The sequence below is a fragment of the Mongoliimonas terrestris genome, assembly GCF_001927285.1.
GTDB classification, from domain to species: domain Bacteria; phylum Pseudomonadota; class Alphaproteobacteria; order Rhizobiales; family Pleomorphomonadaceae; genus Chthonobacter; species Chthonobacter terrestris.
This window is the reverse complement of sequence record NZ_MSIG01000010.1, coordinates 125,807-147,554: the sequence shown is the minus strand read 5'-3', so window position 1 is coordinate 147,554 and position 21,748 is coordinate 125,807. Positions and strand designations below refer to the sequence as shown.

Genomic DNA, 21,748 nt, shown 5'->3' with positions numbered 1-21,748 from the left:
AACCGGCTTTCGTCACCGAATTGTTCTAAATCTGTGATTCAAAGCCTGACGTGGGCCGGCGACCGCCTTCGACCCGACGGGAGACCCCGACGGACCGCGGCAGAGCCGGTGGCGATGGATGGGTGGGGGATCAGGACGTGAGCAGACGACCGGACGCGCCGCGCGGACGCCAGCCGTCGGGCCAGTCGCCCGAGCCCGCCCGCCGGGAGAGTGCCGAGGGGGCCGAGCCGGCCGTTCGCCTCGGCATGGCCGACGCCACCTGGCGCGGCGTCAGGACCCTCTCGCCGAAGGCGATCGCCGCCCGGGTCGCGCCGCTGATCAAGGTCCCGTTCGATCGCGATTTCGTGCCGCGCGGGATCGGCTCCACGCCGATCCGTCTGCTGCCCGGCCTGTCGGTGCCGAACCCGATCGCCCGCAAGCCGGCGGAGCCGCTCGGCCGCATCGGCGCCCTGGAGGTGCGGCTCGCCCGCTCCGCCTCCGAGGTGCGGGTGGCCCAGGCGCTGCGCTACCACGTGTTCTACGAGGAGATGGCGGCGATCGCCGACGCCCAGACCCTCGCGACCCGGCGCGACCGCGACGCCTTCGACCGCATCTGCGACCACTTGCTCGTGCTCGACCACGACCGCATGCGCACCAAGCGCTTCCGCAGGGCGACGCCCACCGTGGTCGGCACCTACCGGCTGCTCCGCCAGGAGGTGGCCGACCGCCACGGCGGCTTCTACACCGCCGGCGAGTTCGACATCCAGCCGCTGATCGCCCGCCACCGCGGCCAGCGCTTCCTGGAGCTCGGCCGCTCCTGCGTGCTGAAGCCCTACCGCAGCAAGCGCACGGTGGAACTCCTCTGGCACGGCATCTGGTCCTACGTGCTCCAGCACGGCATGGACGTGATGATCGGCTGCGCCTCGCTGGAGGGCACCGATCCGGAGCTCCTGTCGCTGCCGCTTTCCTTCCTCCACCACCACGCGTTGTCACCCGAGCCCTGGCGGGTGTCGGCGCTCGCCGAGCGCCGGGTGGCCATGGACCGCCTGCCCAAGGAGGCGGTGGACATGCGCGCCGCCCTGCAGGCGCTGCCGCCGCTGGTGAAGGGCTACCTTCGCCTCGGCGCCACCGTCGGCGACGGTGCCGTGGTGGACCACCAGTTCGGCACAACCGACGTCCTCATCGTCATGCCGGTGTCGGCCATCTCCTCCCGCTATGTGAACTACTACGGGGCGGATGCCGGCCGTCACGCGGGCTGATCGTCCCCTCGTCGGTGAGTTCAAGCCGAGTGGTTGCGCGCGCCGGGCCGCCCGGTGGCGCCGCCTCTGTCACCGCCGCGCCACAGGCGCCGGTCGGCGGGTTAAGGAAGCGTCAGGCTTAACGGTTCTTGCACCGTCGGCGCGGCAGGGTCGGGGTTCTCGCGTTCCCGTCCTTCGAGTCCCGCCGCCAACCGCCCATGACGTCAGTCCGCTTCACCGCCCCCCCGCCCGACGAGACCGCTTCCGCCGGCCCGGAGGCGCCGGGCGCGCTTGCGCCGGACGGCCGTCCGGCGGAGCGGGATCTTGCGCCGGACGGCCGTCCGGCGGAGCGGGATCCGGTCGCCATGGCGCGCGCCGCCATGGCCCGGGTCGCCGCCGAGCGGGCGGCCGAGGAGCGGGCCCGCCGGGAGCGCGCCCGTCCGGAGCGCACAACTCGCGGCGGACCGTCCAAGGCCCTGCCCGGTTCCGACACCAGCACGGCAGGGCATGCAAACGCGGAGCGCACCGCCGCCGATCGCGCCGCCGCCGTCCGACCGGCCCCCGCCGCATCCCGGACCGGCCGCGCGGCTGGTCTCCCGTCCGGCCCTGCCCGGATCCGCCGCGTGGCCGCGGCCCTTTCCGGCCCGCTCGCCGTCGCGCTCCTTGTCCTTTCGGCCCTCGCCGGCCTGATCGCCGCCGGCGGCTGGCGGTCCACCCTCGACGACGGCTTCGGCTCGCCCGCCGCCATGCTGCGGCTCGCCGAGGTGCGCGACCTTTCCGCCGGCCGGGACTGGTTCGACTTCACCCAGACCCGCATCGCGCCCGGCGGCGCCCATGCGGTCGGCTCCCGCCTCGGCGACGGGGCGGTGCTCGCGGCCATCCTCGCTCTTCGGCCGCTGACGGGGGTGGAGGGCGCCGAGCGGCTTGCCGTCAACCTCCTGCCGCCGCTGATGCTGGTCGTCTTCGGCCTCGCCCTCGCGACTGCCGCCCGGCGGGTCGCCGGCCCGGCGGCCATGATCGGCACCCTGGCGATCGTGCCCTTGACGCCGCCGCTGATCGGCCTCTTCCGCCCCGGCGAGATCGACGACCGGGTGTTCGCCGCCACCGCCTTCGCGCTGGCGCTCGCCGGCCTCGTCCACGCGGTCGGCCGACCGGGCACGGGTGCCGTGGCGGCGCCGTCTGGACCGTCTGCTCACGGCCGCGATCCAGCCAACCCGCCGCCGGCCGATCTCGCGCCGGATCGGCTCGACGAGGCGGCCGCCGGGGCGCTCGCCGGTATCGCCACGGCGGCGCTGCTCCTGCTCGGCCCCGGCGCGGCGCTCGCCGCCGGCCTGCTCGTCGCGGGCTTTTCGGCGGCCTGGATCCTCGTCGCCGAACCGGTGCGGCGCGGCCTGACCGGCTTCGGTCTGGCGCTTGCGGCCGCCATGCCGGCGTTCGCGGCCGTCGCCGGCACCAGCGGGTCCGACTGCGCGGTGCCGGTCCTGCTCTTCGGCGTCGGCGGCCTGTCGCTGGCGGTGCTGGCGACGCTGATCCGCGGCGAGCGCGGGGAGGGGGCGGCCGGCGTCCTGATGCGCGGCGGCGCGCTCACCGGCGTGGCCTCGCTCCTCACCAGCGCGGCCGCCGTCGCGGTCCCGGCCTGCTTCACCGGCGCCGCGCCCGTTCCGGCCGACACCGGCACCGGCAGCGGCCTTCTCGGCACGGATGCCGTGCTCTTTGCCATCTACGCCCCGCCGCTCGCCGTGTCGGTGCTGGCGGGCCTTGCCGCGGCCTGGTGGCTCGGCACCCGTCGTCCCGCCGGGCTGCCGCCCGCCGTCGCCGCGTCCGGCGGCATGGTGGCGGGTCTTGCGGTCCTCACCAGCGGCCTCGCGCTCGGCGCCTTCGGGGTGGCGGACGCGCTGCCCCTGGCGGAGGCCGCCTCGGTGCTGGCCGCCGGCTGCGTGATAGCCCTCGTCTTCGCCGTCCGTCCGGCCCGGGCGCGGCTCCGGTCGGCGCTCCTGAAGGGCGGCCTCGTGCTCGCCGCCCCGCCCGTCTGGGCCGTGGTGGCGCTGCCGCTCGACGGCCCGCTGACGCTGGAGACCGCCGCCGCCACCCGGGCCGCCTGCCAGGCGAGCGTCGGCGCCGCGCTCGCCGATGCGCCGCCTGGCCGGGTCGCCGCGCCCGCGTCGCTCGGCCCCTACCTGCTGATGCGCACGGACCTCACCGTGCTCGACGCCGCCGCCACCCGGCGCACCGGTCCCCATCCGGGCACGGACACCGTGCTGGCCGCGCCGCTTGCCTGGGCGGGCGCCGACATCGCGGCCGACGCGGTGGCCTACGTGGCCTTCTGCCGGCATGGGCGCGACACCGCCGACCTGATCGCCCGGGCGCCGGACGGTCTGGCCGCCGCCCTCCAGCAAGGCGCCCGGCCGGCTTTCCTGGCGCCCCTGTCGGAGACCCGCGACGCCCTGGTGTTCGCCGTCCGGGCGACACCCGAGACGACCCTGGAGACCACCGGCTCGCTGCCGCCCCTCGGGCTCCGGCCCGCGTTCTGAGGTTTAGCCCGGTCAGGCCGGTGTCACTCCTCGTTCAAGGCGGCGGCACCGCGAACAGGCGCGTGAAGGCCGCGCGGGCGGACCACTCCACGGCATCCGCCTCGCGGGCCGCCTCGTCGGCGCGGCGGGCGGCGGTGATCTGCTCTCCCATGCTGCCCAGCATGCCGAAGCGGATGTCCTCGATCCGGTCGCGCAGGCGCTCCCGCTCCTCCGGCGAGGCGCCCGCCATCCTGGAGCGGAGGTCGTCGATGCGGTCCTCCGCCCGCTCGCGGTCCGCGCGGATCGACCGCGCCTCGGCGGCGAGATCGCGGGCGATCGAGCGGGCCCGGTAGACGTCCGCCCCGATGCCGTAGGCGGTGACGAAGCCCGCGCCGGCCTCGCCCGCACAGACGTTTGCGTACGGGTTGCCGGCGACGCCGTTGGCGAAGCCGGATGCCGGTGTACAATAGCGCCGAAGGCCCGCCTCCCGGCCGTCCGCATAGCCGGCCCGGTCCACCGGCAGGTCGTAGCGGGCGCAGCTCTTGGCGTGCTCGTCGATGCGCGCGGCCGGATGGCCGGCCTCCCCGTCGGCGACGCCGATGGCGTACCAGTCGCCGGCCTGGCAGTCCGCCCGCGAGACGGTGCCGCAGCCGGACAGGGCAAGGACCGCGGCGACGGCCAGGGCGGCGAGGCAGGAGGGGCGTGCGGCGACGGACGGCATGATCGGGACCTGGGCTCGACCTCGACCGGAGCTGTGGCGAGGGGACCGGACGGTCCGCCAGGGTTAAGACTTTGTCAACGGGATCGGCCGAGGCTCGGCCCCATCGTCCACCGCCGCGATCGGCGGGCCGCGTCCCGGCCCGCCTCCGATCCGGCCCATCGCCGCCAAGGGACCGCCGCCGATGTCCAGCCGCCCGGTCGCCACCCGTCTCGCGCGCTTGCGGGTCATTCTCGTCGGCCTCCTCGCGGCGGTCGCCGTCGCCGCGGCCGCAGGCGGTCCAGCGCGCGCCGAGGGCGGCCCGACGCCCGCCAAGGTGCTGTTCGGCGCCGTCACCCAGCCGGCGCCCCTGAAGGCGCGGGCGATCGGCTCCTACGCGCGCGGCTGCCTGGCCGGCGCGGTGGCGCTACCGGTCAACGGCGCCCGGTGGCAGGTGATGCGCCTGTCGCGCAACCGCAACTGGGGCCACCCGGACCTCGTCCGCTTCCTGGAGCGGCTCGCCGTCAAGGCCCCCTCGGTCGGCTGGAACGGCCTCCTGGTGGGCGACCTCGCCCAGCCGCGCGGCGGACCCATGCTGACCGGCCACGCCAGCCACCAGATCGGCCTCGACGCGGACATCTGGCTCACCCCCATGCCGCCGCGGACCTTGAGCGCCGACGAGCGCGAGAGCCTGTCGGCCACCTCCATGCTGGCGAACGGCGGCAAGGGGCGCTTCGTCGATCCGGCCATCTTCACGGCGGCCCACTACGGCATCATCCGGGCGGCCGCCCACGACAAGGCGGTGGACCGCATCTTCGTCAACCGCGGCATCAAGAAGGCGCTCTGCGAGATGACGACCGGCGACCGGTCGTGGCTGCGGGTGGTGCGGCCCTGGTGGGGGCACGACTACCACTTCCATGTGCGGCTCGGCTGCCCGGCCGGCTCGGTCGGCTGCAAGGCGCAGGACGCGCCGCCCCAAGGCGACGGCTGCGGCGCGGAACTCGACAGCTGGTTCGTGGAAAAGCCCGCCCCGCCGCCGTCCAAGCCGCGCAAGCCGGCGCCGGAGATCACCCTCGCCGACCTGCCGAAGGCCTGCGGCGAGGTGCTGGTGACGGACTGAGACCAAGCCCACACAGTTTCGACTTGTCGAAACTGTGTGGGTGAAGGCAAGCCCGAACGGGCGTCGGCCGGTCAGGCCGTAACCTTGTAAAGGTCCGACAAGTCGGACTTTACGAAAGAGATATGAGACCAAGCCCGACCGGGCGCCGTCCGCCCGTCGTCACTTCGCGAGCCGGATCGGCGTGATCTCCCGGGCGATGGAGGCGAAGATCCCTTCGAGCGCGCTGGTGCTCGGGCTGTCGAAATAGTTGCCCGTGTCGGCGCAGTTGGTGAACAGCGTCTTCGCCGCCGCGTCGTTGACCATGAAGGTGATGGCGTAGACCTTGATGTTCTTGGCCTTCACCTCGTTGCAGGCGGTGGTGGTGAAGCGGTCGACGGCATTGCGGGCGGCGCTGATGGTGGTGGCGCCTTCGAAGCGGCCCGCCGCCACATAACCCCAGGACGTGTACTGCGACTTGTTGTGGCTCTTGTCCGCATAGCCGGTGTCGCCGTTGTAGATCACGTTGGCGCCGTCCGTCAGCACGATCAGGACCTTGTCGACGGTTTCGTCCGACCATGCGGCGCCCTCGCTGAACGGCGCCTCCGGCGACAGCATCCGCAGACCCCACATGATGCCCTCCGAAACGTTGGTGCCGCTGTCGTCCCACGGCCGCATGGCATTGAGGGAGGTGCGCACGGCGGCAAGGTCGGTGGTCAGCGGCAGCACGGGCTGGCCGCAGCTCTTGTTCGGTCCGTGGGTGTTGTTGGGCTTGGCCGCCGGCGAGGGCTTCTGGGCGACCTTGGTCTGGCCGGACCGGTACTTCTCCACGTGCCGCTGGCGGTTCTCCACGTTGCCGTTGTTGTGGTCGACCAGATAGCTGTTGTCGTAGGAGGAGACCGTCACGCCCTTGTCGGTCGTGGTCGGGACGTCCGGCTCGTCCGGCCAGAGGTAGGGCACGAACAGCGTGTCCGGGACGCCCGCCGACGGGGGCGTGTCCTTCAGGGCGTAGTCGATCGGTCGCGCCTCCACGCAGCCCTTCCAGGCCCACTCCGGCTCGAAGGCCTCCAGCGCCTGGAAGATGGACCAGTGATTGCGCGTCGCCTGGTTGCCGGTCATGCCTTCGCCGTTGTGCTTGGCGACGCCCGTGGTGTCGATCCAGGACGTGGAGAAGGCATCCGGCGCCTTGATGTTGACGGCGGTGACGAACGGCACCACGGCGATCTTGAGGTCGGTCGGGTTGACGCGGTTCGCCTCCAGGATGTCGACGAGCTTCAGCGCCGCCGTGCGCAGGGCGCCGATGCGGTTGCTGCTTGCCATGGAGCCGGTGTTGTCGAGGACGAGCGCGACCTCCGTGCGTCCCTGCGGGCGGAGCGCCTGGGCGCTGAGGTCGACGTCGAGGGTGGTGATGCCGGCCAGCATCATGAAGGTGGTCGGCACCGAGATGCGCGCGCGCGCCGTCACGGTCGAGCCGGTCACCACCGGATCCTCGAGGGTCCACGCCATCGCGCCGCCGAAATTGGCGTCCAGCAGCTGTTCGATCGTCGCGCGCGCCGTGTCGGCGTTGACGCCGTTGATCTTGGCTGCGGCCAGCACGCCGGCGTCGAGGCCGGACTGCAGCTGGGTGCGGCTCTCGATCACCCGGCCGTAGTCGATCGCGGATCCGGCGGCCAGCAGGATCGGCAGAAGCACGACGGCGAACATGGGCAGCACAGCGCCGCGACGGTTCCGCCGGAAGCCGCGAAGGAGAGTGGTCATGGATGCCCCCCGAGCCTCGTCTCTTGCACGCAAGCACTGACTTGCGAGCAGGGACTTTCGGGGTCTCCCGCTTAATGAAGGCTATCGGCGGTCCAGGAAATTCGGCTCTATATGCAAATAAACCTCTATTTTCAGACGGACATCCGCGCGCGACGGCCCCCTTGCGGTGCCGGAGCGCGTGTCCTGCCGGACGGAGCTGTCCGGTCGACGGGACATCGCTCCGGAGTCATGAGTCCCGGAGCTGTCCCCGATCGATCAGGACATGCGGCTCGATCGGCGGGTGCTCCAGGCGCCTACTGGCCGCCCGTCCGCTCGTTCTCGCTGTCGTAGATGCGCCGGCTGCCGGCTTCGGTGACGGCCGTCTCGCCGCGGGTCCGCCGCCTGGTGCGCGACACGCCCCAGGCGATCGCCATCCCGAGCACCAGGGCGCCGCCGGCCGTCATCAGCAGCCAGACAAACGAGTAGCCTTCCATCTCCATCGATCATGCTCCGTTCGCATTTCTGTCGAACGGACAACCGGCCGGACGGCGGGACGTTCCCCGCGGCACGCGTCCGGCCTCACCACCACTCCACCGTCACCTCGGGCCAGACCGACTGGCAGCGACGCGCCTTGGCGTCGTGGCTCGCGCCGTTCGGCAGGGCGCGGTTCGGCCGGATGTGGAGGGCGAAGACGTCCCTGAGGCCGAACGGCGCAAGAAGCTCAATCCGACCGCTGCCGTCCAGGCGGGCCGCCACCGCGTGCGACGTCGAGGCGTAGCGCACGAGGCTCTCCGCCGACGCGGCGATGGGCGGGACCGGAAAGCCGAACCGCTGTTCGAACCAGAGGTGGACCCGCGCCTGGTTGCGCACCTCGATCGGCAGGCCGAGCGGGCGGGCGGCCGCCTCCACGCGGCGGATGACGGCGTCCTCGGCCGCGTAGGAAAGGTCCGCACCGTCGAAGTAGATGACGTCGTAGTCCTTGATGCCGTGTCGGCGGGGCCGTCCCGTCAGCCGGTTCCAGACGGTCTGATAGATGGCCCCGGAGGTGAGCCAGCCGTCGGCGAGCGCCTGGTCGCGAACGAGCGCCAGGATCGCCATGAGGTCCGGATCGTCCCTGATCATGCTCTCAAGGGCCGCGGCCTGGACGTCGAGGGGGGCGAGGGCGAGATCGGATCCGATCGCCACGATGCTCGCCCCCTTTTGCCGTCTTCCAGTCCGTGTCAGCCGCGGAGCGTGGCGCCCGTGGCCTTGGTGACGGCGGCGACCACGGCCTTCGACACCGCCTCGATGTCGTCCTCCGTCAGGGTCTTCTCCGTCGGCGTCAGCGTGACCGCAATGGCGACGGACTTGGCGCCCGCCCCCACGTGCTCGCCGCGATAGACGTCGAACACCGCCACGTCGGTGACGAGGGGCTTGGAGGCCCCCATGGCGGCCTTGACGATCTTCGCCGCCTCCACGGCCTCCTCCACCACGAAGGCGAAGTCGCGCACCACCGGCATCAGGTCGGACGCGGCGAGCGGCGGCTTGGCCTTGGAACCCTTGCCCTTCGGCAGCGGGATCCGCTCCAGGAGGAGTTCGGCGGCGACCAGCGGGCCGGTCGCGTCGAGGGCGTCGAGCACGGCCGGGTGCAGTTCGCCGAAATGGCCGAGCACGGTCTGCGGGCCGAGCTGGATCGTGCCCGACCGGCCCGGGTGGAACCAGGCCGGGGCGCCGCGCACCACCTGCGCCTTGGCGACGTCGAAGCCCATCTGGTCGAGGAGCGCCAGGGCGTCCGCCTTGGCGTCGAACACGCTCACCGCGCCGGCCGACCCTGCCCAGTGACGCCCGGCGCCGGCCGCGCCCGCCGTGCCGCGGCGGACGGCCGTCGCGGCCGTGAACTGGTCCTCCGGCCGCGTCCCGGCGAACACCTGGCCCACCTCGAAGAGGGCGACGTCGTCGAAGCCGCGCGCCACGTTGCGCCGGACGGCGGCGACGAGGCCCGGGATGAGGCTCGGCCGCATGTCGCTCATGTCGGCCGAGATCGGGTTGGCGAGCGCCAGCGCCGGCGCGCCGCCGCCGAAGATCTCAGCCTCGGTCTTCTTGACGAAGGACCAGGTGACCGCCTCGGTGAGGCCGAGCGCCGCGAGCGTGCGCTTGGCCCGGCGGGTGCGGATCTGCACCCGCGTCAGCACCTTCTGGCTCACCGACTGCAGGCGCGGCAGCGGCGTCGCGCGCACCTGGTCGAGCCCGACGATGCGCACCACCTCCTCCACCACATCGGCCTTGCCCTCCACGTCCGGGCGCCAGGACGGCACCGTGACGGAGCGGGTGTCGCCGAAGCCGGACACCTGGAAGCCGAGCGCCTCCAGGGTGGCGGTCACCTCCGTCTCCGGCAGGTCCAGGCCGGACAGGCGCTTCACCTCGGCGAGCGGGAAGTCGACCGTGCGCACGCTCACCGGCGGCTGGCCGGCCATCACGGCCTCCGACGGCTCGCCGCCGCAAAGGTCGATCACCATGCGCGTGGCCAGCTCCAGGCCGGCGAGCACGAAGGCCGGGTCGACGCCCCGCTCGAAGCGGTAGCGCGCGTCGGAGTTGATGCCGAGCCGGCGGCCGGTGCGGGCAGTGCGGTTCGGATCGAAGTAGGCGCTCTCGATGAGAACGTCCGTCGTCGCCTCCGTGGAGCCGGAGCCCTCGCCGCCCATGATGCCGCCGAGGCCGAGCACGCCCGCATCGTCGGCGATCACGCACGCCTCCGGGTCGACCGCGTAGGTCTTGCCGTCGAGCGCGGAGAACCGCTCGCCTTCCCGGCCGAGCCGGGCATGCAGCGTGCCGGTGATCTTCGTCGCGTCATAGACGTGGAGCGGCCGACCCCGGTCGTAGGAGACGTAGTTGGTGATGTCGACAAGCGCCGAGATGGGCCTGAGCCCGACCGCCTTCAGCCGGTCCTGCATCCACTGCGGCGAGGGCCCGTTGCGCACGCCCTTCACGACGCGCGCGGCGAACACCGGACAGGCCGAGGCCGTCTCCGCCGTGAATCGCAGCTCCACCGGGATGGGGTTGGGATAGGTGCCGGCGATCATCTCCACCGGGTCGGGCTTCAGCCGCCCGAGGCCGCGCGCCGCGAGGTCGCGGGCGATGCCGCGCACGCCGAGGCAGTCCGGCCGGTTCGGCGTGATGGCAATCTCGATCACCGGGTCGGACCCGCCGCGCCAGTCCGCGAACGACACGCCCACGGGCGCGTCCTCCGGCAGCTCGATGATGCCGTCGTGCTCCTCGGAGAGCAGGAGCTCGCGCTCCGAACACATCATGCCGCGGCTCTCCACGCCCCGGATGGTGCCGACCGACAGCGCCTCCCCGGACGCCGGAATGACCGTGCCCGGCGCCGCGAACACGCCGACGAGCCCCGCCCGCGCGTTCGGCGCGCCGCACACCACCTGCACCGGCTCGCCGAGCCCGGCATCGACGGAGAGGAGCCGCAGCTTGTCGGCGTTCGGGTGCTTCTCCGCGGTCAGCACCTTGGCGACGCGAAACCCCTTCAACGCCGCCCCGGGATCCGCGACCCCTTCCACCTCCAGGCCAATCATGGTGAGCGCCTCCACGACGTCGTCGAGCGAGGCTTCGGTGTCGAGATGGTCCTTCAGCCAGGACAAGGTGAACTTCATGGGTGTGGTCCTCGGCCGGTGTCGCGGCCCTTCCCGTTCGGTGTTTCCCCCTCTCCCTGTCCCTCCCCCACGAGGGGGGAGGGGACGCTGGGATCGGCGTTCAGTCGTCTGTTTCGTCGTCGCGCGTGCCGTGGAGCGGCGCGACGGTCATCGTTGGCGTCCCCTCCCCCCTCGTGGGGGAGGGACAGGGAGAGGGGGCGGCGCCGACCTCGGACCAGGCTCCAGTTTCCAGTCCGATCCGCTCGACGACCGCGTCCCACTCCGTCAGCACTTCATGGTTCCAGAACCGGATGACCCGATACCCTTCGCCATGGAGGAACGCCGTGCGGATCTCGTCCCGTCGGGCCACCTCCTCGAAGCCGTGCTGGCCACCGTCGATCTCGATCACCAGCTTGCGCTCGTGGCAGATGAAGTCGACGATGTACCGGCCGATCGGCACTTGGCGCCGAAACTTCAGCCCGAAGAACCGGCCGGCCCTGAGGGCGTACCAAACCCTCCGCTCCGCCTCCGTCATCCCCGCCCGGAGCCGTCGCGCATTCCCCCTGGCCTCCGGCGACATGCGGCCGGAGCCGGCCATCTCACCCCGTCAGGCCGCCGTAGAGGCTCGGCAGGTCGAGCGGGCGGAAGCCGTAGTGCTTCAGCCAGCGCACGTCCGCGTCGAAGAAGGCGCGCAGATCCGGCATGCCGTACTTCAGCATGGCGATGCGATCGATGCCCATGCCCCAGGCGAAGCCCTGATACGCGTCCGGGTCGAGGCCGCAGTTGCGGATCACGTTCGGATGCACCATGCCGCAGCCGAGGATCTCCAGCCAGTCGTCGCCCTCGCCGATGCGGATCTCCGAGCCGGAGCGCTTGCAGCCGACGTCCACCTCCATGGACGGCTCGGTGAACGGGAAGAAGGACGGGCGGAAGCGGGTCTTCACGCTCTCCACCTCGAAGAAGGCCTTCAGGAACTCCTCCAGCACCCACTTCAGGTGACCGAAGTGGCTCGTGCGGTCGATCACCAGTCCCTCCACCTGATGGAACATGGGCGTGTGGGTGGCGTCGCTGTCGCACCGGTAGGTGCGGCCCGGGATCACCACCCGGATCGGCGGGCGCTGGCTTTCCATGGTGCGGATCTGCACCGGCGAGGTGTGCGTGCGCAGAAGGAGCCGCGAGCCGTCCTCTCCCGGGTTGAAGAAGAAGGTGTCGTGCATCTCCCGCGCCGGATGGTCGGCCGGGAAGTTGAGGGCGGTGAAGTTGTAGAAGTCGGTCTCGATGTCCGGCCCCTCGGCCACCGCAAAGCCCATGTCGGCGAAGATGGCGGTGATCTCGTCGATCACCTGGCTGATCGGGTGGATGCGCCCCTCGCCGAGCGGGCCGGGGCGGACCGGCAGCGTCACGTCCACGGTCTCGCGGGCAATGCGCGCCTCCAGGGCGGCGCGCTTCAGGACGTCGCGCCGGGCGAGAATGGCGGCGGCCACCCGGTCCTTGGTCTCGTTGATGGCGGCGCCGCGGGTGCGCCGCTCGTCCGGCGACATGGCGCCGAGCGTCTTCAGGAGGTCCGACACCGAGCCCTTCTTGCCGAGGGCGGCGACCCGCACGGCCTCGAGCGCGGCTTCGTCGCCGGCGGCGTCGACGGCCGAGAGGATCTCGGTTTCCAGGGAGTTGAGGTCCGACATGGATGAAAGGCTCGTTCTGGTGCCTGCCCTTTCGGGTTGGCGAGGGTGATAGCGCGAGGGCCTGTCGTTGCCAACAGCCCCGGCGGGGCGGTCGGCGGGATTTCGGCAACGGGGGCGGTCGCCGCAACGAAAAAAGGCGGCCCACCGTCCGGTGCGCCGCCTGTGTTTCGTGACGTCGGCGCCCGGTGCTTCAGACCGGCCCGCCTTCCGTCGGCATCACGCCGCGGCCCGGGCCTTCTCGACCAGGGCCTTAAAGCTCTCCGGCTCGCGGATCGCGATGTCGGACAGCACCTTGCGGTCGACCTCGATGCCCGACTTGGCGAGGAGGTCGATGAAGCGGGCGTAGGTCAGCTCGCCCCCGGTCACGTCGCGGACGGCGGCGTTGATGCGCTGGATCCACAGGGCGCGGAAGGTGCGCTTCTTGGCCCGGCGGTCGCGCGTCGCATACTGCATCGCCCGGTCGACGGCGGCCTTGGCCGTGCGGATGGTGTTCTTGCGGCGGCCCCGGAAGCCCTTGGCGAGCTTGAGGACCTTCTTGTGCTTGGCATGGGCGGTTACGCCCCGCTTGACACGCGCCATGGTGATGAACTCCTGGAAAGTGTTGGACTACGGGACGGGGTTCAGCCGTTCCGGAGGAAGTTCTTCTTGATGATGCGCGCATCCGGGTCCGACAGGACCGTGGTGCCGCGCGCCTGACGGACAAACTTTGCCGTCCGCTTGATCATCCCGTGACGCTTGCCGGCCTGGGCGGACTTGACGTGGCCCGAGGCGGTGATCTTGAAGCGCTTCTTGGCGCCGGACTTGGTCTTCAGCTTGGGCATTTGCTCGTCTCGAGTGAGCCGGAGCCCGCGCGCCCCTCATCAGGGCGGGAGTTCCGTGTTTCTTGTCGTTCCGGACGAACAGACCAACGCGTGTGGCCTCCCTAAGGGAGACCGCCCGCGATCGGCCGAGCGTCGTCCGGGGTTTTGGCTTCTGGACCGCCACGGCATGCCCTTTGAGGACACGGCAAGCCGGCCTCGTAGCCGGGCGACCCGAAGAGTGGGCGGGTTCTAACGGAAAGCCGGGAAAGATGCAAGGCGGCAGTCTCGCCGGCCGCCGGGCCATCCGGATGTCGTCGGCCGCGGCCGGATCAGCCAAGTCCGCCTATGGGCATCGTCATATTTGACGATCCCGCGCCAGCGACGCACGGTTGCGCCTTCAGGTGGCGCAAGCAGGCGCGTCGACCCAGCGGCGCGACCGGGGAGGATGGGCCACCCCGGCCCTTGGCAAGGGCCTTGCCACCTGAGGAGGAGTTCAGCCGATGTCGCGCAGGCGATGGAAGCTGGAGGTCAGCCCGACGAAAAATGCGGACCGCTGGACCATAACGGTCCGCATCACTTTCGTTCGATGATCAAAGGGGCGGGGTGTCACAACCATCCCGTCCCACTCCACGATCATAGCAGAATCTGACGAGGCTTCAACGCCAAGCCTTGAGCGCACGGCGCGAGACGGCCGTTGAGCCTGCGCACGGACCGCCGACCCTTCACTGATCGCAATCGTCAGATTTGACGATACCACTCCGGCGCCGCACGGTTGCGCCTTCAGGTAGCGCAAGCAGGCGTGCCGATCCGGCGGCGCGACCGGGGAGGATGGGCCACCCCGGCCGTTGGCAAAGGCCTTGCCACCTGGAGAGGAGTTCAGCCGATGTCGCGCAGGCGATGGAAGCTGGAGGTCAGTCTCACGAAAGATGCGGACCGCTGGATCATAACGGTCCGCATCAGCTTCGAGCTCTGAAGAAACGGGGCGAGGTGTTCCAAGCATCCCGTCCCACTCCTTTATGATAGCAGAAATTGACGAGGCTTCAACGCTGGCGGCCGGGCATCCCACCGGCTCCGACCCTCGCCTGCATGCCGCCTCTGCGTCGCAAAACAGCCATCACGCGAAACGGCGCCGGATCTCTCCGACGCCGTTCCAAAAAAAGCCCGGTATGCCGCGTCGATCAGCGCGGCGACAGCACCATGACCATCTGACGGCCTTCCAGGCGCGGCTCGCTCTCGACCTTGGCGATCTGGGCGGTCTCGTCGCGCACCTGCAGCAGCAGCTTCACGCCGAGGTCCTGATGCGCCATCTCGCGGCCACGGAACCGCAGCGTCACCTTGACCTTGTCGCCTTCCTCGAAGAACCGGAGCATGCTCTTCATCTTCACCTCGTAGTCGTGGGTGTCGATGTTGGGCCGCATCTTGATCTCTTTGATCTCGACGGTCTTCTGGTTCTTGCGCGCCTCAGCGGCCTTCTTCTGCGACTGGTACTTGAACTTGCCGAAGTCCAGGATCTTGCAGACGGGCGGCGTCGAGTTGGGCGAGATCTCGACCAGGTCGAGGCCCGCCTCCGCGGCAGCCGCCAGCGCGTCGTTGATGTTCACGACGCCCCGGTTCTCACCGGTGTCGTCGATCAACTGCACCTGCGGGACGCGGATTTCTCGGTTGACGCGCGGACCTTCCTTGGTCGGCGCTGTGGCTCTGAACGGGCGACGAATGGCTGGTATCTCCTCTGCCGTTGAACGTCTGTCGGGCGAAACCGGAGGATGCCGAATGGGTCATGCCCGCTCGCCACACCGCATGGACGGGTGGCGACCGATGGCAGAACCCATCAATCGGAACAAAGGATCCGGATCGCCGGGTGCCCGATCCGGCAGGCCTGCGCCGTTCACCCGGCCGGGCGCGCGCAACGCCACAATCCGGAGAACACCGTCCGATGCGCGGCTGCCTCGATGCAGAGGCCCCGGACACGGGATGGAAACGACGGCCCGCCAAGCGGGACAACACCCATGAACGTCGTGTGAAATCGGCGGAAAGTCAAGGTTGGCGAGAGCGTCTTGCCCGTCGAAAGGGCACATATGCCCATCTGCAGTCGATTTTGCAGGCACGCGCGCCCGCTCTGTGCCAAAACCCGGCCCGTCGCATCGTCCGCCGCCCCGCAGTCAGGGTCGGCGGACGATGGGACGAGGGAGGGGACGAACCCGCGAGGAGAGCATGACGCCAGGGACAGAGACCATCACCGTCGCCGGCATCGATATCGCCGTCCGCATCGAGGACGGGGCCGGCCCGACCCTCGTCTGGCTGTCGGGCTTCCGCTCCGACATGGCCGGCTCGAAGGCCGAGGCGCTCGCCGAGTTCGGCCGGCGCACGGGCCGGCGCGTGGTGCGCTTCGACTACTCCGGCCACGGCGTCTCGGGCGGGCGCTTCGTCGACGGCACGATCGGCCGCTGGGCCGACGAGGCGATGGCGGTGATCGACCGGTTCGCCGATGGCCCGATGGTGCTCGTCGGCTCGTCCATGGGCGGCTGGATCGCGCTCCTCGTCGCCCTCCGCCTTCAGGCCGCCGGGCGCGCCGACCGGCTGAAGGGCCTGGTGCTGATCGCTCCCGCGCCGGACTTCACCAGCCGCCTGATGGAGCCGTCCTTCACCGACGCCATGCGGATCGACCTCGCCGAGCACGGCCGCACCGAGATCCCGAGCGCCTACGCGCCGGAGCCGACCGTCATCACCGCCGCCCTCATCGAGGACGGCCGCCGCCAGGCCATCCTTGACGGCGACATCCGGGTCGGCGCGCCGGTGCACATCCTTCAGGGCATGCGCGACCCGGACGTGCCCTTCCGCCACGCCATGCTCCTCGTCGACCGGCTGGTGCACGACGACGTGGTGCTGACCTTGATCAAGGACGGCGACCACCGCCTGTCCCGCCCCGAGGACGTGGCGCGCATCCTCGCGGCCGTGGAGGGGCTCGCGTCCGCCTGACCGCCGGGCATCGTTCGCCCGACCGCCACCCGCCGCCCGGCCGGCAACTTCGCCGGGGATGACGGCCCCCGGCGGCCCCGCCGGCCGGTGAAACCGCCGGGCGCTTCTGCTAGCGTGCCGCCCATGACCGAGCACATGCCCATCGACGACGAGGCCGCCTCCGGCCACGTCACGCCCGTGATGGCCCAGTTCATCGAGATCAAGGCGGCCAACCCGGACTGCCTTCTGTTCTTCCGCATGGGCGACTTCTACGAGCTCTTCTTCGACGACGCGGAGGTCGCCTCGCGGGCGCTCGGCATCACGCTGACCAAGCGCGGCAAGCACCTCGGCGCCGACATCCCCATGTGCGGGGTGCCGCTCCACACCGCCGACGACTACCTCCAGCGCCTGATCGCCCTCGGCCACCGGGTGGCGGTGTGCGAGCAGATGGAGGATCCCGTCGAGGCGCGCAAGCGCGGCGCCAAGTCCATCGTGCGGCGCGACGTGGTGCGCCTCGTCACGCCCGGCACCCTCACCGAGGAGACCCTCCTCGACGCCCGCCGCTCCAACTTCCTCGCCGCCGTCACGCGCCAGCGCGGGTCGGAGCCCGGCGCCGACCGGTTCGCGCTCGCCTGGGTGGACGTCTCCACCGGCGCCTTCCGGCTCTGCGAGGTCGACGCCGGCGGGCTTGCGGCTCTCATCGCCCGCATCGAGCCGAAGGAACTCCTCGTCTCCGACGCCCTCTTCGACGAGGACGACCTCCGCCGCACCTGGAAGGCGTCCGGCGCCGCCGTGGTGCCGCTGCCGCGCGCCTTCTTCGACGGGGCGACCGCGCCGGACCGGCTCGCCGCCTTCTACGGCATCGCCTCGGTGGACAGCTTCGGCCGTTTCTCCCGCCTGGAGCTGTCCGTGGCGGCGGCGGTGATCGCCTATGTGGACAAGACCCAGGTCGGCCAGCGCCCGCCGCTCGATCCGCCCGGCCGCGACGCCGCCACCGGCGTGATGGCGGTGGACGCGGCGACGCGGGCGAACCTGGAACTCGTCCGCACCTTGGCGGGCGAGCGACGCGGCAGCCTGCTCGCCGCCGTCGACCGCACGGTGACCGGCGCCGGCGCCCGCCTCCTTGCCGAGCGGATCGCCAGCCCGTTGACCGACCCGGAGGCGATCCGCCACCGGCTCGACGCGGTCGCCCTCTTTGCCGGCGAGCCGGCGCTCCGCCGCGCGGTCCGGGCCGACCTTGCCCGGGCGCCCGACATGGCCCGCGCGCTCACCCGGCTGACGCTCGCCCGCGGCGGGCCGCGCGACCTGATGGCGGTGGCGACCGGCCTTTCCGCCGCGGCCGCGCTTGCCGAAAGGCTCGAGGGCGTCGCCGGCGGCGCCGAGCTGGAGGCCGCCCGCGGGGCCCTTGCGGCGGCGCCCCACCCGGTCGGCGCGGCGGTGCGCGCGGCGCTTGCCGACGAGCTGCCGCTCCTCAAGCGCGACGGCGGCTTCGTCCGCCCCGGCCACGACGAGGCCCTCGACGAGGCGCGCGGCCTTCGCGACGAGAGCCGGCAGATCATCGCCGCCCTGCAGGCGACCTACGCGGAGGAGACCGGCATCCGCGCCCTCAAGGTGCGCCACAACGGCGTCCTCGGCTATTTCGTCGAGGTGCCGCCCCAGCATGGCGCCGCGCTCCTCGCCGAGCCGCTCGCCCGCACCTTCATCCACCGCCAGACGCTCGCCAACTGCATCCGCTTCTCCACCACCGCCCTTGGCGCCCTGGAGGGCAAGATCGCGTCGGCCGGCGAGCGGGCGCTCGGCATCGAGCTTGCCGTGTTCGACCGGCTGACCGAGGCGGTGGTCGCGGCCGGCGACGGCATCAAGCGGGCCGCCGACGCGCTCGCCGCGCTCGATGTGGCCGCCGCTCTCGGCGACCTTGCCGACGAGGCCGGCTGGGTGCGACCGAAGGTGGACCTCTCCCACGCCTTCCGCATCGAGGGCGGCCGGCATCCGGTGGTGGAGGCCATGCTGAAGGAGGCGGGCCTCTCCTTCGTCGCCAACGACTGCGACGTGGGCGCGCCCGACGAAAGCCACGCCGCCGGCCGGCTGTGGCTCGTCACCGGCCCCAACATGGCCGGCAAGTCCACGTTCCTGCGCCAGAACGCCCTCATCGCGGTGCTCGCCCAGGCGGGATCCTTCGTGCCGGCGCGGGCGGCCCACATCGGCGTCGTGGACCGGCTGTTCAGCCGGGTCGGCGCGGCGGACGATCTCGCCCGCGGCCGCTCCACCTTCATGGTGGAGATGATCGAGACGGCCGCCATCCTCACCCAGGCCGGCCCGCGCGCCTTCGTGATCCTCGACGAGATCGGCCGCGGCACCGCCACCTACGACGGCCTCGCCATCGCCTGGGCGACCGTGGAGCACCTCCACGCGGTGAACCGCTCCCGCGCCCTCTTCGCCACCCACTACCACGAGCTCACCGCGCTCTCCGAACGCCTCCCCCGCGTCACCAACGCCACCGTCAAGGTGAAGGAGTGGAAGGGCGACGTGGTCTTCCTGCACGAGATCGTGCCGGGGGCGGCGGACCGGTCCTACGGCATCCAGGTGGCCAAACTCGCCGGCCTGCCGGCCGCCGTGGTGGAGCGCGCCAAGGCCGTGCTCGCCGAACTGGAGAAGACCGGCGGCAACAACGCCCCCGCCGTCCTCGACGACCTGCCGCTCTTCTCCGCCGCCCGCCGCCGCGCGCCCGCCGCCGAGGCCGCGCCGGACCCGGCCGAGGGCGCACTCGCCACCCTCCTCGACGCGCTTTCGCCCGACGAGATGACCCCCCGCGAGGCGCTGGAAGCGCTCTATCGGCTGAAGGCCGCCCGCGCCAAGCCGTCCGCCTGAGCGGCCCGCGCGCAAGCGCACGCCCGCCCGACCGGGCGCCGGCCGGTCAGGCCGTTAAAAAGGCAAAGACAAGACCAAGCGCGCAAGGTCTCGACCTTGCGCGCGCAGGCAAGCCCGACCGGGCGCCGGCCGGTCAGGCCGTCAAAAACAAAAGCCTCAAAGCACCTTGTAGTAGATCACCGTCGCCACCGGCGTGCCGTCCGGCGCGAGCGCGTAGCCCGGGATGGTGCCGGCGCGCCGGTAGCCGAGCCGGTCGTAGAGCCGGCAGGCAGCGCCGGTCTCGGCGGTGTCGAGCGTCAGGAGGGTGATGCCGAGCACCCGCGCGGTCACCTCCAGCTCGTGCATCAGCGCGGCGCCGACGCCGCGGCCCCGGTGCGCCCGGTGAACGACCAGCTTGGCCACCTCCGCCCGGTGCGGCTGGTTGGCGGCGCCGGCGCGCACCAGCTTGACGAAGCCGACGATGCGGCCGTCGATCTCGGCGGTGAAGAGATGGGCGCGCCGCCCCATGCGGTCGGCCACGTCGAACGCCCAGCGCACGGCCGCAAGCGGCGTCATCGGCGCAAGGAAGGAGACGGCCGCGCCGCCCTCCACCGCGTCGATCAGAACGTCCGCCAACTCGTGGGCCCGCGCCCGGACCTCCTCGGGCATCAAGCGTCGGATGGAAAGCGCCTCAACCGCATCGACCGTCATGTCCCGCCTCCCGAAAAGGCCGGTTCCGTTCGCCGATGCGGTTGATCCGCTTGTCCAGGCGCCCCGTCGGGCCTCAGCCCTTCAGGACCTCCTTGGCGGCGATGCTGCCGTCCTCGTTCAGACGATACACGATCGGAACGCCCGTATCGAGTTCGCGCGCCAGGATCTCCTCACCGGAAAGGCCTTCCAGATCCATGATGAGGGCGCGCAGCGAATTGCCGTGGGCGGCGATCAGAACGTCCTCGCCGGCAAGCACCCGCGGCAGGATCTCGGCCTTGAAGTAGGGCAGCACCCGCGCGGCGGTGTCCTTCAGGCTCTCGCCGCCCGGCGGCGGCACGTCGAACGAGCGGCGCCAGATGTGCACCTGCTCCTCGCCCCACTTCGCCCGCGCGTCGTCCTTGTTGAGCCCGGTCAGCTCGCCATAGTCGCGCTCGTTCAGCGCCTGGTCGCGGATGGTGAGAAGGTCCGGCTGGCCGATCTCGTCCAGGATGAGCTTCAGCGTCCGCTGGGCACGGGTCAGCACCGACGTGAAGGCGACGTCGAAGGTGAGGCCCAAAGCCTTCAGGCGCTGGCCGGCGGCGGTCGCCTCCGTCACGCCGAGGGGCGTCAGGTCCGGGTCCTTCCAGCCGGTGAAGAGGTTCTTCAGATTCCATTCGCTCTGGCCGTGACGGACCAGCACCAGCACGCGAGACATGGGGGAACTCCTGGTTTGGAAGCAAAGGGTGCGACAGGGCGGCGGACGCTCTTGCCGGCGTGTCCGCCCCGAAGAGGCGAGGGGTCGTCAGTCGGCAAGGCCGAGCACGTCGTCCATGCCGTAGCGGCCGGGCTTGCGCGACCGACCCCAGAGGGCGGCCCGGACGGCGCCGAGGGCGAAGATGGCCCGGTCGTCCGCCCGGTGGGTGAGCTCGATGCGCTCGCCGGGGCCGGCGAGCATCACCGTGTGGTCGCCGACGACCGCGCCGCCGCGCAGCGATGCAAAGCCGATGGCGCCCTCCGGCCGCGGGCCGGTGTGCCCGTCGCGCCCGCTGACGCGCGCCTTGGCCAGCGCCACCGCGCGGCCTGCGGCGGCGGCCTCGCCGAGAAGGAGCGCGGTGCCGGACGGCGCGTCCACCTTGTGCCGGTGGTGCATCTCCACGATCTCGATGTCGAACGACGGCCCGAGGGCGGCGGCGGCCTTGCGGACGAGGCCGGCGAGAAGGTTCACCCCGAGGCTCATGTTGCCCGACTTCACCACCACCGCGTGGCGGGCGGCGGCGTCGATCGCCGCCTCGTCGTCCGGCGCGCAGCCGGTGGTGCCGATCACGTGGACGATGCGCGCCTGGGCGGCCAGTTCCGCGAAGGCCACGGTGGCGGCGGGGCTGGTGAAATCCAGCACCCCGTGGGCGGCCGCGAAGGCCGGCAGCGGGTCGTCTGTCACCGGCACGCCGAGCGGCGCAAGGCCGGCGAGCACGCCCGCGTCGGTCCCGATCGCCGCCGATCCCGGCCGCTCGATGGCGGCCGAAACCACCGCCCCCGGCGTCTCGCCCACCGCCTTGATCAAGGCTCGCCCCATGCGGCCCGCGGCCCCCACAACGACGAGCTTCATGTCCGACATCGGCATCTCCCGCTTCGCGTTCGCCTATAGCAGGGCGACGCGCCGGGAGGGAAGCCGGCAGCACCGGAGAACCGCCGAAACCCGACGAAGGGGTTAGCGCGGGGGAGGGGTGGAGGGTGGGTGGGCAAGCCGTGCACGCGCCCGGTCCAACCGCCCCGCCCGTCAGTCCCGTCATCCCGGCGAAAGCCGGGATCCAACCGACGGCGCCCCATCCGCACCGGCGCGGTTGTCCCCACCGTCGGCTGGGCCCCGGCTTTCGCCGGGGTGACGCCTTGGAAGAAC

18 protein-coding genes are annotated in these 21,748 nt (G+C 71.7%); 5 read left to right on the top strand and 13 right to left on the bottom strand.

Annotated features, from left to right (window positions below):
• Nucleotides 1-137 precede the first annotated feature (137 nt).
• Nucleotides 138-1,238: a l-ornithine N(alpha)-acyltransferase gene (gene olsB / locus BUQ68_RS15510; RefSeq protein WP_425349536.1), complete on the top strand. Its 1,101-nt coding sequence runs from the start codon at nt 138-140 to the stop codon at nt 1,236-1,238.
• 197 nt (nt 1,239-1,435) lie between these two features.
• The gene (locus BUQ68_RS15505; protein ID WP_075216900.1) at nt 1,436-3,748 is read left to right on the top strand and encodes a hypothetical protein; all 2,313 of its coding nucleotides are present in this window, start codon (nt 1,436-1,438) and stop codon (nt 3,746-3,748) included.
• A 34-nt stretch (nt 3,749-3,782) separates the two neighbouring features.
• Here the strand turns inward: BUQ68_RS15505 and BUQ68_RS15500 are convergent, their stop codons facing one another.
• Complete coding sequence (locus BUQ68_RS15500) at nt 3,783-4,448, bottom strand: DUF2799 domain-containing protein (protein ID WP_075216899.1); 666 nt, start codon at nt 4,446-4,448, stop codon at nt 3,783-3,785.
• Between the two features lie 181 nt (nt 4,449-4,629).
• Between BUQ68_RS15500 and mepA the strand changes: the two genes are divergently transcribed.
• The gene (gene mepA / locus BUQ68_RS15495; protein ID WP_075216898.1) at nt 4,630-5,544 is read left to right on the top strand and encodes a penicillin-insensitive murein endopeptidase; all 915 of its coding nucleotides are present in this window, start codon (nt 4,630-4,632) and stop codon (nt 5,542-5,544) included.
• Nucleotides 5,545-5,703: 159 nt separating this feature from the next.
• On the opposite strand, the gene BUQ68_RS15490 is transcribed toward mepA, so the two are convergent.
• The 9 genes from BUQ68_RS15490 to infC all read right to left on the bottom strand — a co-directional run bounded on the left by BUQ68_RS15490 (nt 5,704) and on the right by infC (nt 15,074).
• Nucleotides 5,704-7,278 carry a TadE/TadG family type IV pilus assembly protein gene (locus tag BUQ68_RS15490; RefSeq protein WP_083656616.1) on the bottom strand — a complete coding sequence of 525 codons (1,575 nt, stop codon included), beginning with the start codon at nt 7,276-7,278 and terminating at the stop codon, nt 5,704-5,706.
• 293 nt (nt 7,279-7,571) lie between these two features.
• Nucleotides 7,572-7,757 (bottom strand): hypothetical protein, encoded by a 186-nt coding sequence (locus BUQ68_RS15485; protein ID WP_075216896.1) that lies wholly within the window; start codon nt 7,755-7,757, stop codon nt 7,572-7,574.
• A gap of 79 nt (nt 7,758-7,836) precedes the next feature.
• Nucleotides 7,837-8,442, bottom strand: a complete 606-nt coding sequence (locus BUQ68_RS15480) for a nucleotidyltransferase family protein (protein WP_245293274.1) — start codon at nt 8,440-8,442, stop codon at nt 7,837-7,839.
• Between the two features lie 35 nt (nt 8,443-8,477).
• Nucleotides 8,478-10,898 carry a phenylalanine--tRNA ligase subunit beta gene (gene pheT, locus BUQ68_RS15475; protein WP_075216895.1) on the bottom strand — a complete coding sequence of 807 codons (2,421 nt, stop codon included), beginning with the start codon at nt 10,896-10,898 and terminating at the stop codon, nt 8,478-8,480.
• 100 nt (nt 10,899-10,998) lie between these two features.
• Nucleotides 10,999-11,475 (bottom strand): endonuclease domain-containing protein, encoded by a 477-nt coding sequence (locus BUQ68_RS15470; protein WP_075216894.1) that lies wholly within the window; start codon nt 11,473-11,475, stop codon nt 10,999-11,001.
• A 1-nt stretch (nt 11,476) separates the two neighbouring features.
• Nucleotides 11,477-12,559 carry a phenylalanine--tRNA ligase subunit alpha gene (gene pheS, locus BUQ68_RS15465; protein WP_075216893.1) on the bottom strand — a complete coding sequence of 361 codons (1,083 nt, stop codon included), beginning with the start codon at nt 12,557-12,559 and terminating at the stop codon, nt 11,477-11,479.
• A 216-nt stretch (nt 12,560-12,775) separates the two neighbouring features.
• Nucleotides 12,776-13,138 (bottom strand): 50S ribosomal protein L20, encoded by a 363-nt coding sequence (gene rplT / locus BUQ68_RS15460; RefSeq protein ID WP_075216892.1) that lies wholly within the window; start codon nt 13,136-13,138, stop codon nt 12,776-12,778.
• Nucleotides 13,139-13,179: 41 nt separating this feature from the next.
• On the bottom strand, nt 13,180-13,380 hold the full coding sequence (rpmI, locus tag BUQ68_RS15455) for a 50S ribosomal protein L35 (RefSeq protein WP_075216891.1): 201 nt from the start codon (nt 13,378-13,380) through the stop codon (nt 13,180-13,182).
• A 1,157-nt stretch (nt 13,381-14,537) separates the two neighbouring features.
• Entirely contained in the window at nt 14,538-15,074 is a 537-nt protein-coding gene (infC, locus tag BUQ68_RS15450; RefSeq protein ID WP_075216890.1) for a translation initiation factor IF-3, read from the bottom strand.
• Between the two features lie 496 nt (nt 15,075-15,570).
• Here infC and BUQ68_RS15445 point away from each other — a divergent pair, with 496 nt between their 5' ends.
• Both BUQ68_RS15445 and mutS read left to right on the top strand, forming a co-directional pair.
• A complete protein-coding gene (locus BUQ68_RS15445; RefSeq protein ID WP_083656615.1) occupies nt 15,571-16,335 on the top strand; it encodes an alpha/beta hydrolase in 765 nt (254 codons plus the stop codon).
• Nucleotides 16,336-16,458: 123 nt separating this feature from the next.
• Nucleotides 16,459-19,182 carry a DNA mismatch repair protein MutS gene (mutS, locus tag BUQ68_RS15440; RefSeq protein WP_075216888.1) on the top strand — a complete coding sequence of 908 codons (2,724 nt, stop codon included), beginning with the start codon at nt 16,459-16,461 and terminating at the stop codon, nt 19,180-19,182.
• A gap of 156 nt (nt 19,183-19,338) precedes the next feature.
• On the opposite strand, the gene BUQ68_RS15435 is transcribed toward mutS, so the two are convergent.
• From BUQ68_RS15435 to dapB, 3 genes are all read right to left on the bottom strand, one after another.
• On the bottom strand, nt 19,339-19,872 hold the full coding sequence (locus tag BUQ68_RS15435; RefSeq protein ID WP_075216887.1) for a GNAT family N-acetyltransferase: 534 nt from the start codon (nt 19,870-19,872) through the stop codon (nt 19,339-19,341).
• A 73-nt stretch (nt 19,873-19,945) separates the two neighbouring features.
• Nucleotides 19,946-20,566, bottom strand: coding sequence for a 2,3-bisphosphoglycerate-dependent phosphoglycerate mutase (locus tag BUQ68_RS15430; RefSeq protein ID WP_075216886.1), 621 nt, complete (start codon nt 20,564-20,566; stop codon nt 19,946-19,948).
• A gap of 87 nt (nt 20,567-20,653) precedes the next feature.
• Nucleotides 20,654-21,457, bottom strand: a complete 804-nt coding sequence (dapB, locus tag BUQ68_RS15425; RefSeq protein ID WP_075216930.1) for a 4-hydroxy-tetrahydrodipicolinate reductase — start codon at nt 21,455-21,457, stop codon at nt 20,654-20,656.
• Nucleotides 21,458-21,748 lie beyond the last annotated feature (291 nt).

Bases quoted from the DNA above. Each gene is read 5' to 3' on its own strand.
- BUQ68_RS15505 (WP_075216900.1), top strand. From the start codon at position 1,436: ATGACGTCAGTCCGCTTCACCGCCCCCCCGCCCGACGAGACCGCTTCC.
- BUQ68_RS15500 (WP_075216899.1), bottom strand. From the start codon at position 4,448: ATGCCGTCCGTCGCCGCACGCCCCTCCTGCCTCGCCGCCCTGGCCGTC.
- mepA (WP_075216898.1), top strand. From the start codon at position 4,630: ATGTCCAGCCGCCCGGTCGCCACCCGTCTCGCGCGCTTGCGGGTCATT.
- BUQ68_RS15490 (WP_083656616.1), bottom strand. From the start codon at position 7,278: ATGACCACTCTCCTTCGCGGCTTCCGGCGGAACCGTCGCGGCGCTGTG.
- BUQ68_RS15485 (WP_075216896.1), bottom strand. From the start codon at position 7,757: ATGGAGATGGAAGGCTACTCGTTTGTCTGGCTGCTGATGACGGCCGGC.
- pheT (WP_075216895.1), bottom strand. From the start codon at position 10,898: ATGAAGTTCACCTTGTCCTGGCTGAAGGACCATCTCGACACCGAAGCC.
- BUQ68_RS15470 (WP_075216894.1), bottom strand. From the start codon at position 11,475: ATGGCCGGCTCCGGCCGCATGTCGCCGGAGGCCAGGGGGAATGCGCGA.
- pheS (WP_075216893.1), bottom strand. From the start codon at position 12,559: ATGTCGGACCTCAACTCCCTGGAAACCGAGATCCTCTCGGCCGTCGAC.
- rplT (WP_075216892.1), bottom strand. From the start codon at position 13,138: ATGGCGCGTGTCAAGCGGGGCGTAACCGCCCATGCCAAGCACAAGAAG.
- rpmI (WP_075216891.1), bottom strand. From the start codon at position 13,380: ATGCCCAAGCTGAAGACCAAGTCCGGCGCCAAGAAGCGCTTCAAGATC.
- BUQ68_RS15445 (WP_083656615.1), top strand. From the start codon at position 15,571: ATGACGCCAGGGACAGAGACCATCACCGTCGCCGGCATCGATATCGCC.
- mutS (WP_075216888.1), top strand. From the start codon at position 16,459: ATGACCGAGCACATGCCCATCGACGACGAGGCCGCCTCCGGCCACGTC.
- BUQ68_RS15435 (WP_075216887.1), bottom strand. From the start codon at position 19,872: ATGACGGTCGATGCGGTTGAGGCGCTTTCCATCCGACGCTTGATGCCC.
- BUQ68_RS15430 (WP_075216886.1), bottom strand. From the start codon at position 20,566: ATGTCTCGCGTGCTGGTGCTGGTCCGTCACGGCCAGAGCGAATGGAAT.
- dapB (WP_075216930.1), bottom strand. From the start codon at position 21,457: ATGAAGCTCGTCGTTGTGGGGGCCGCGGGCCGCATGGGGCGAGCCTTG.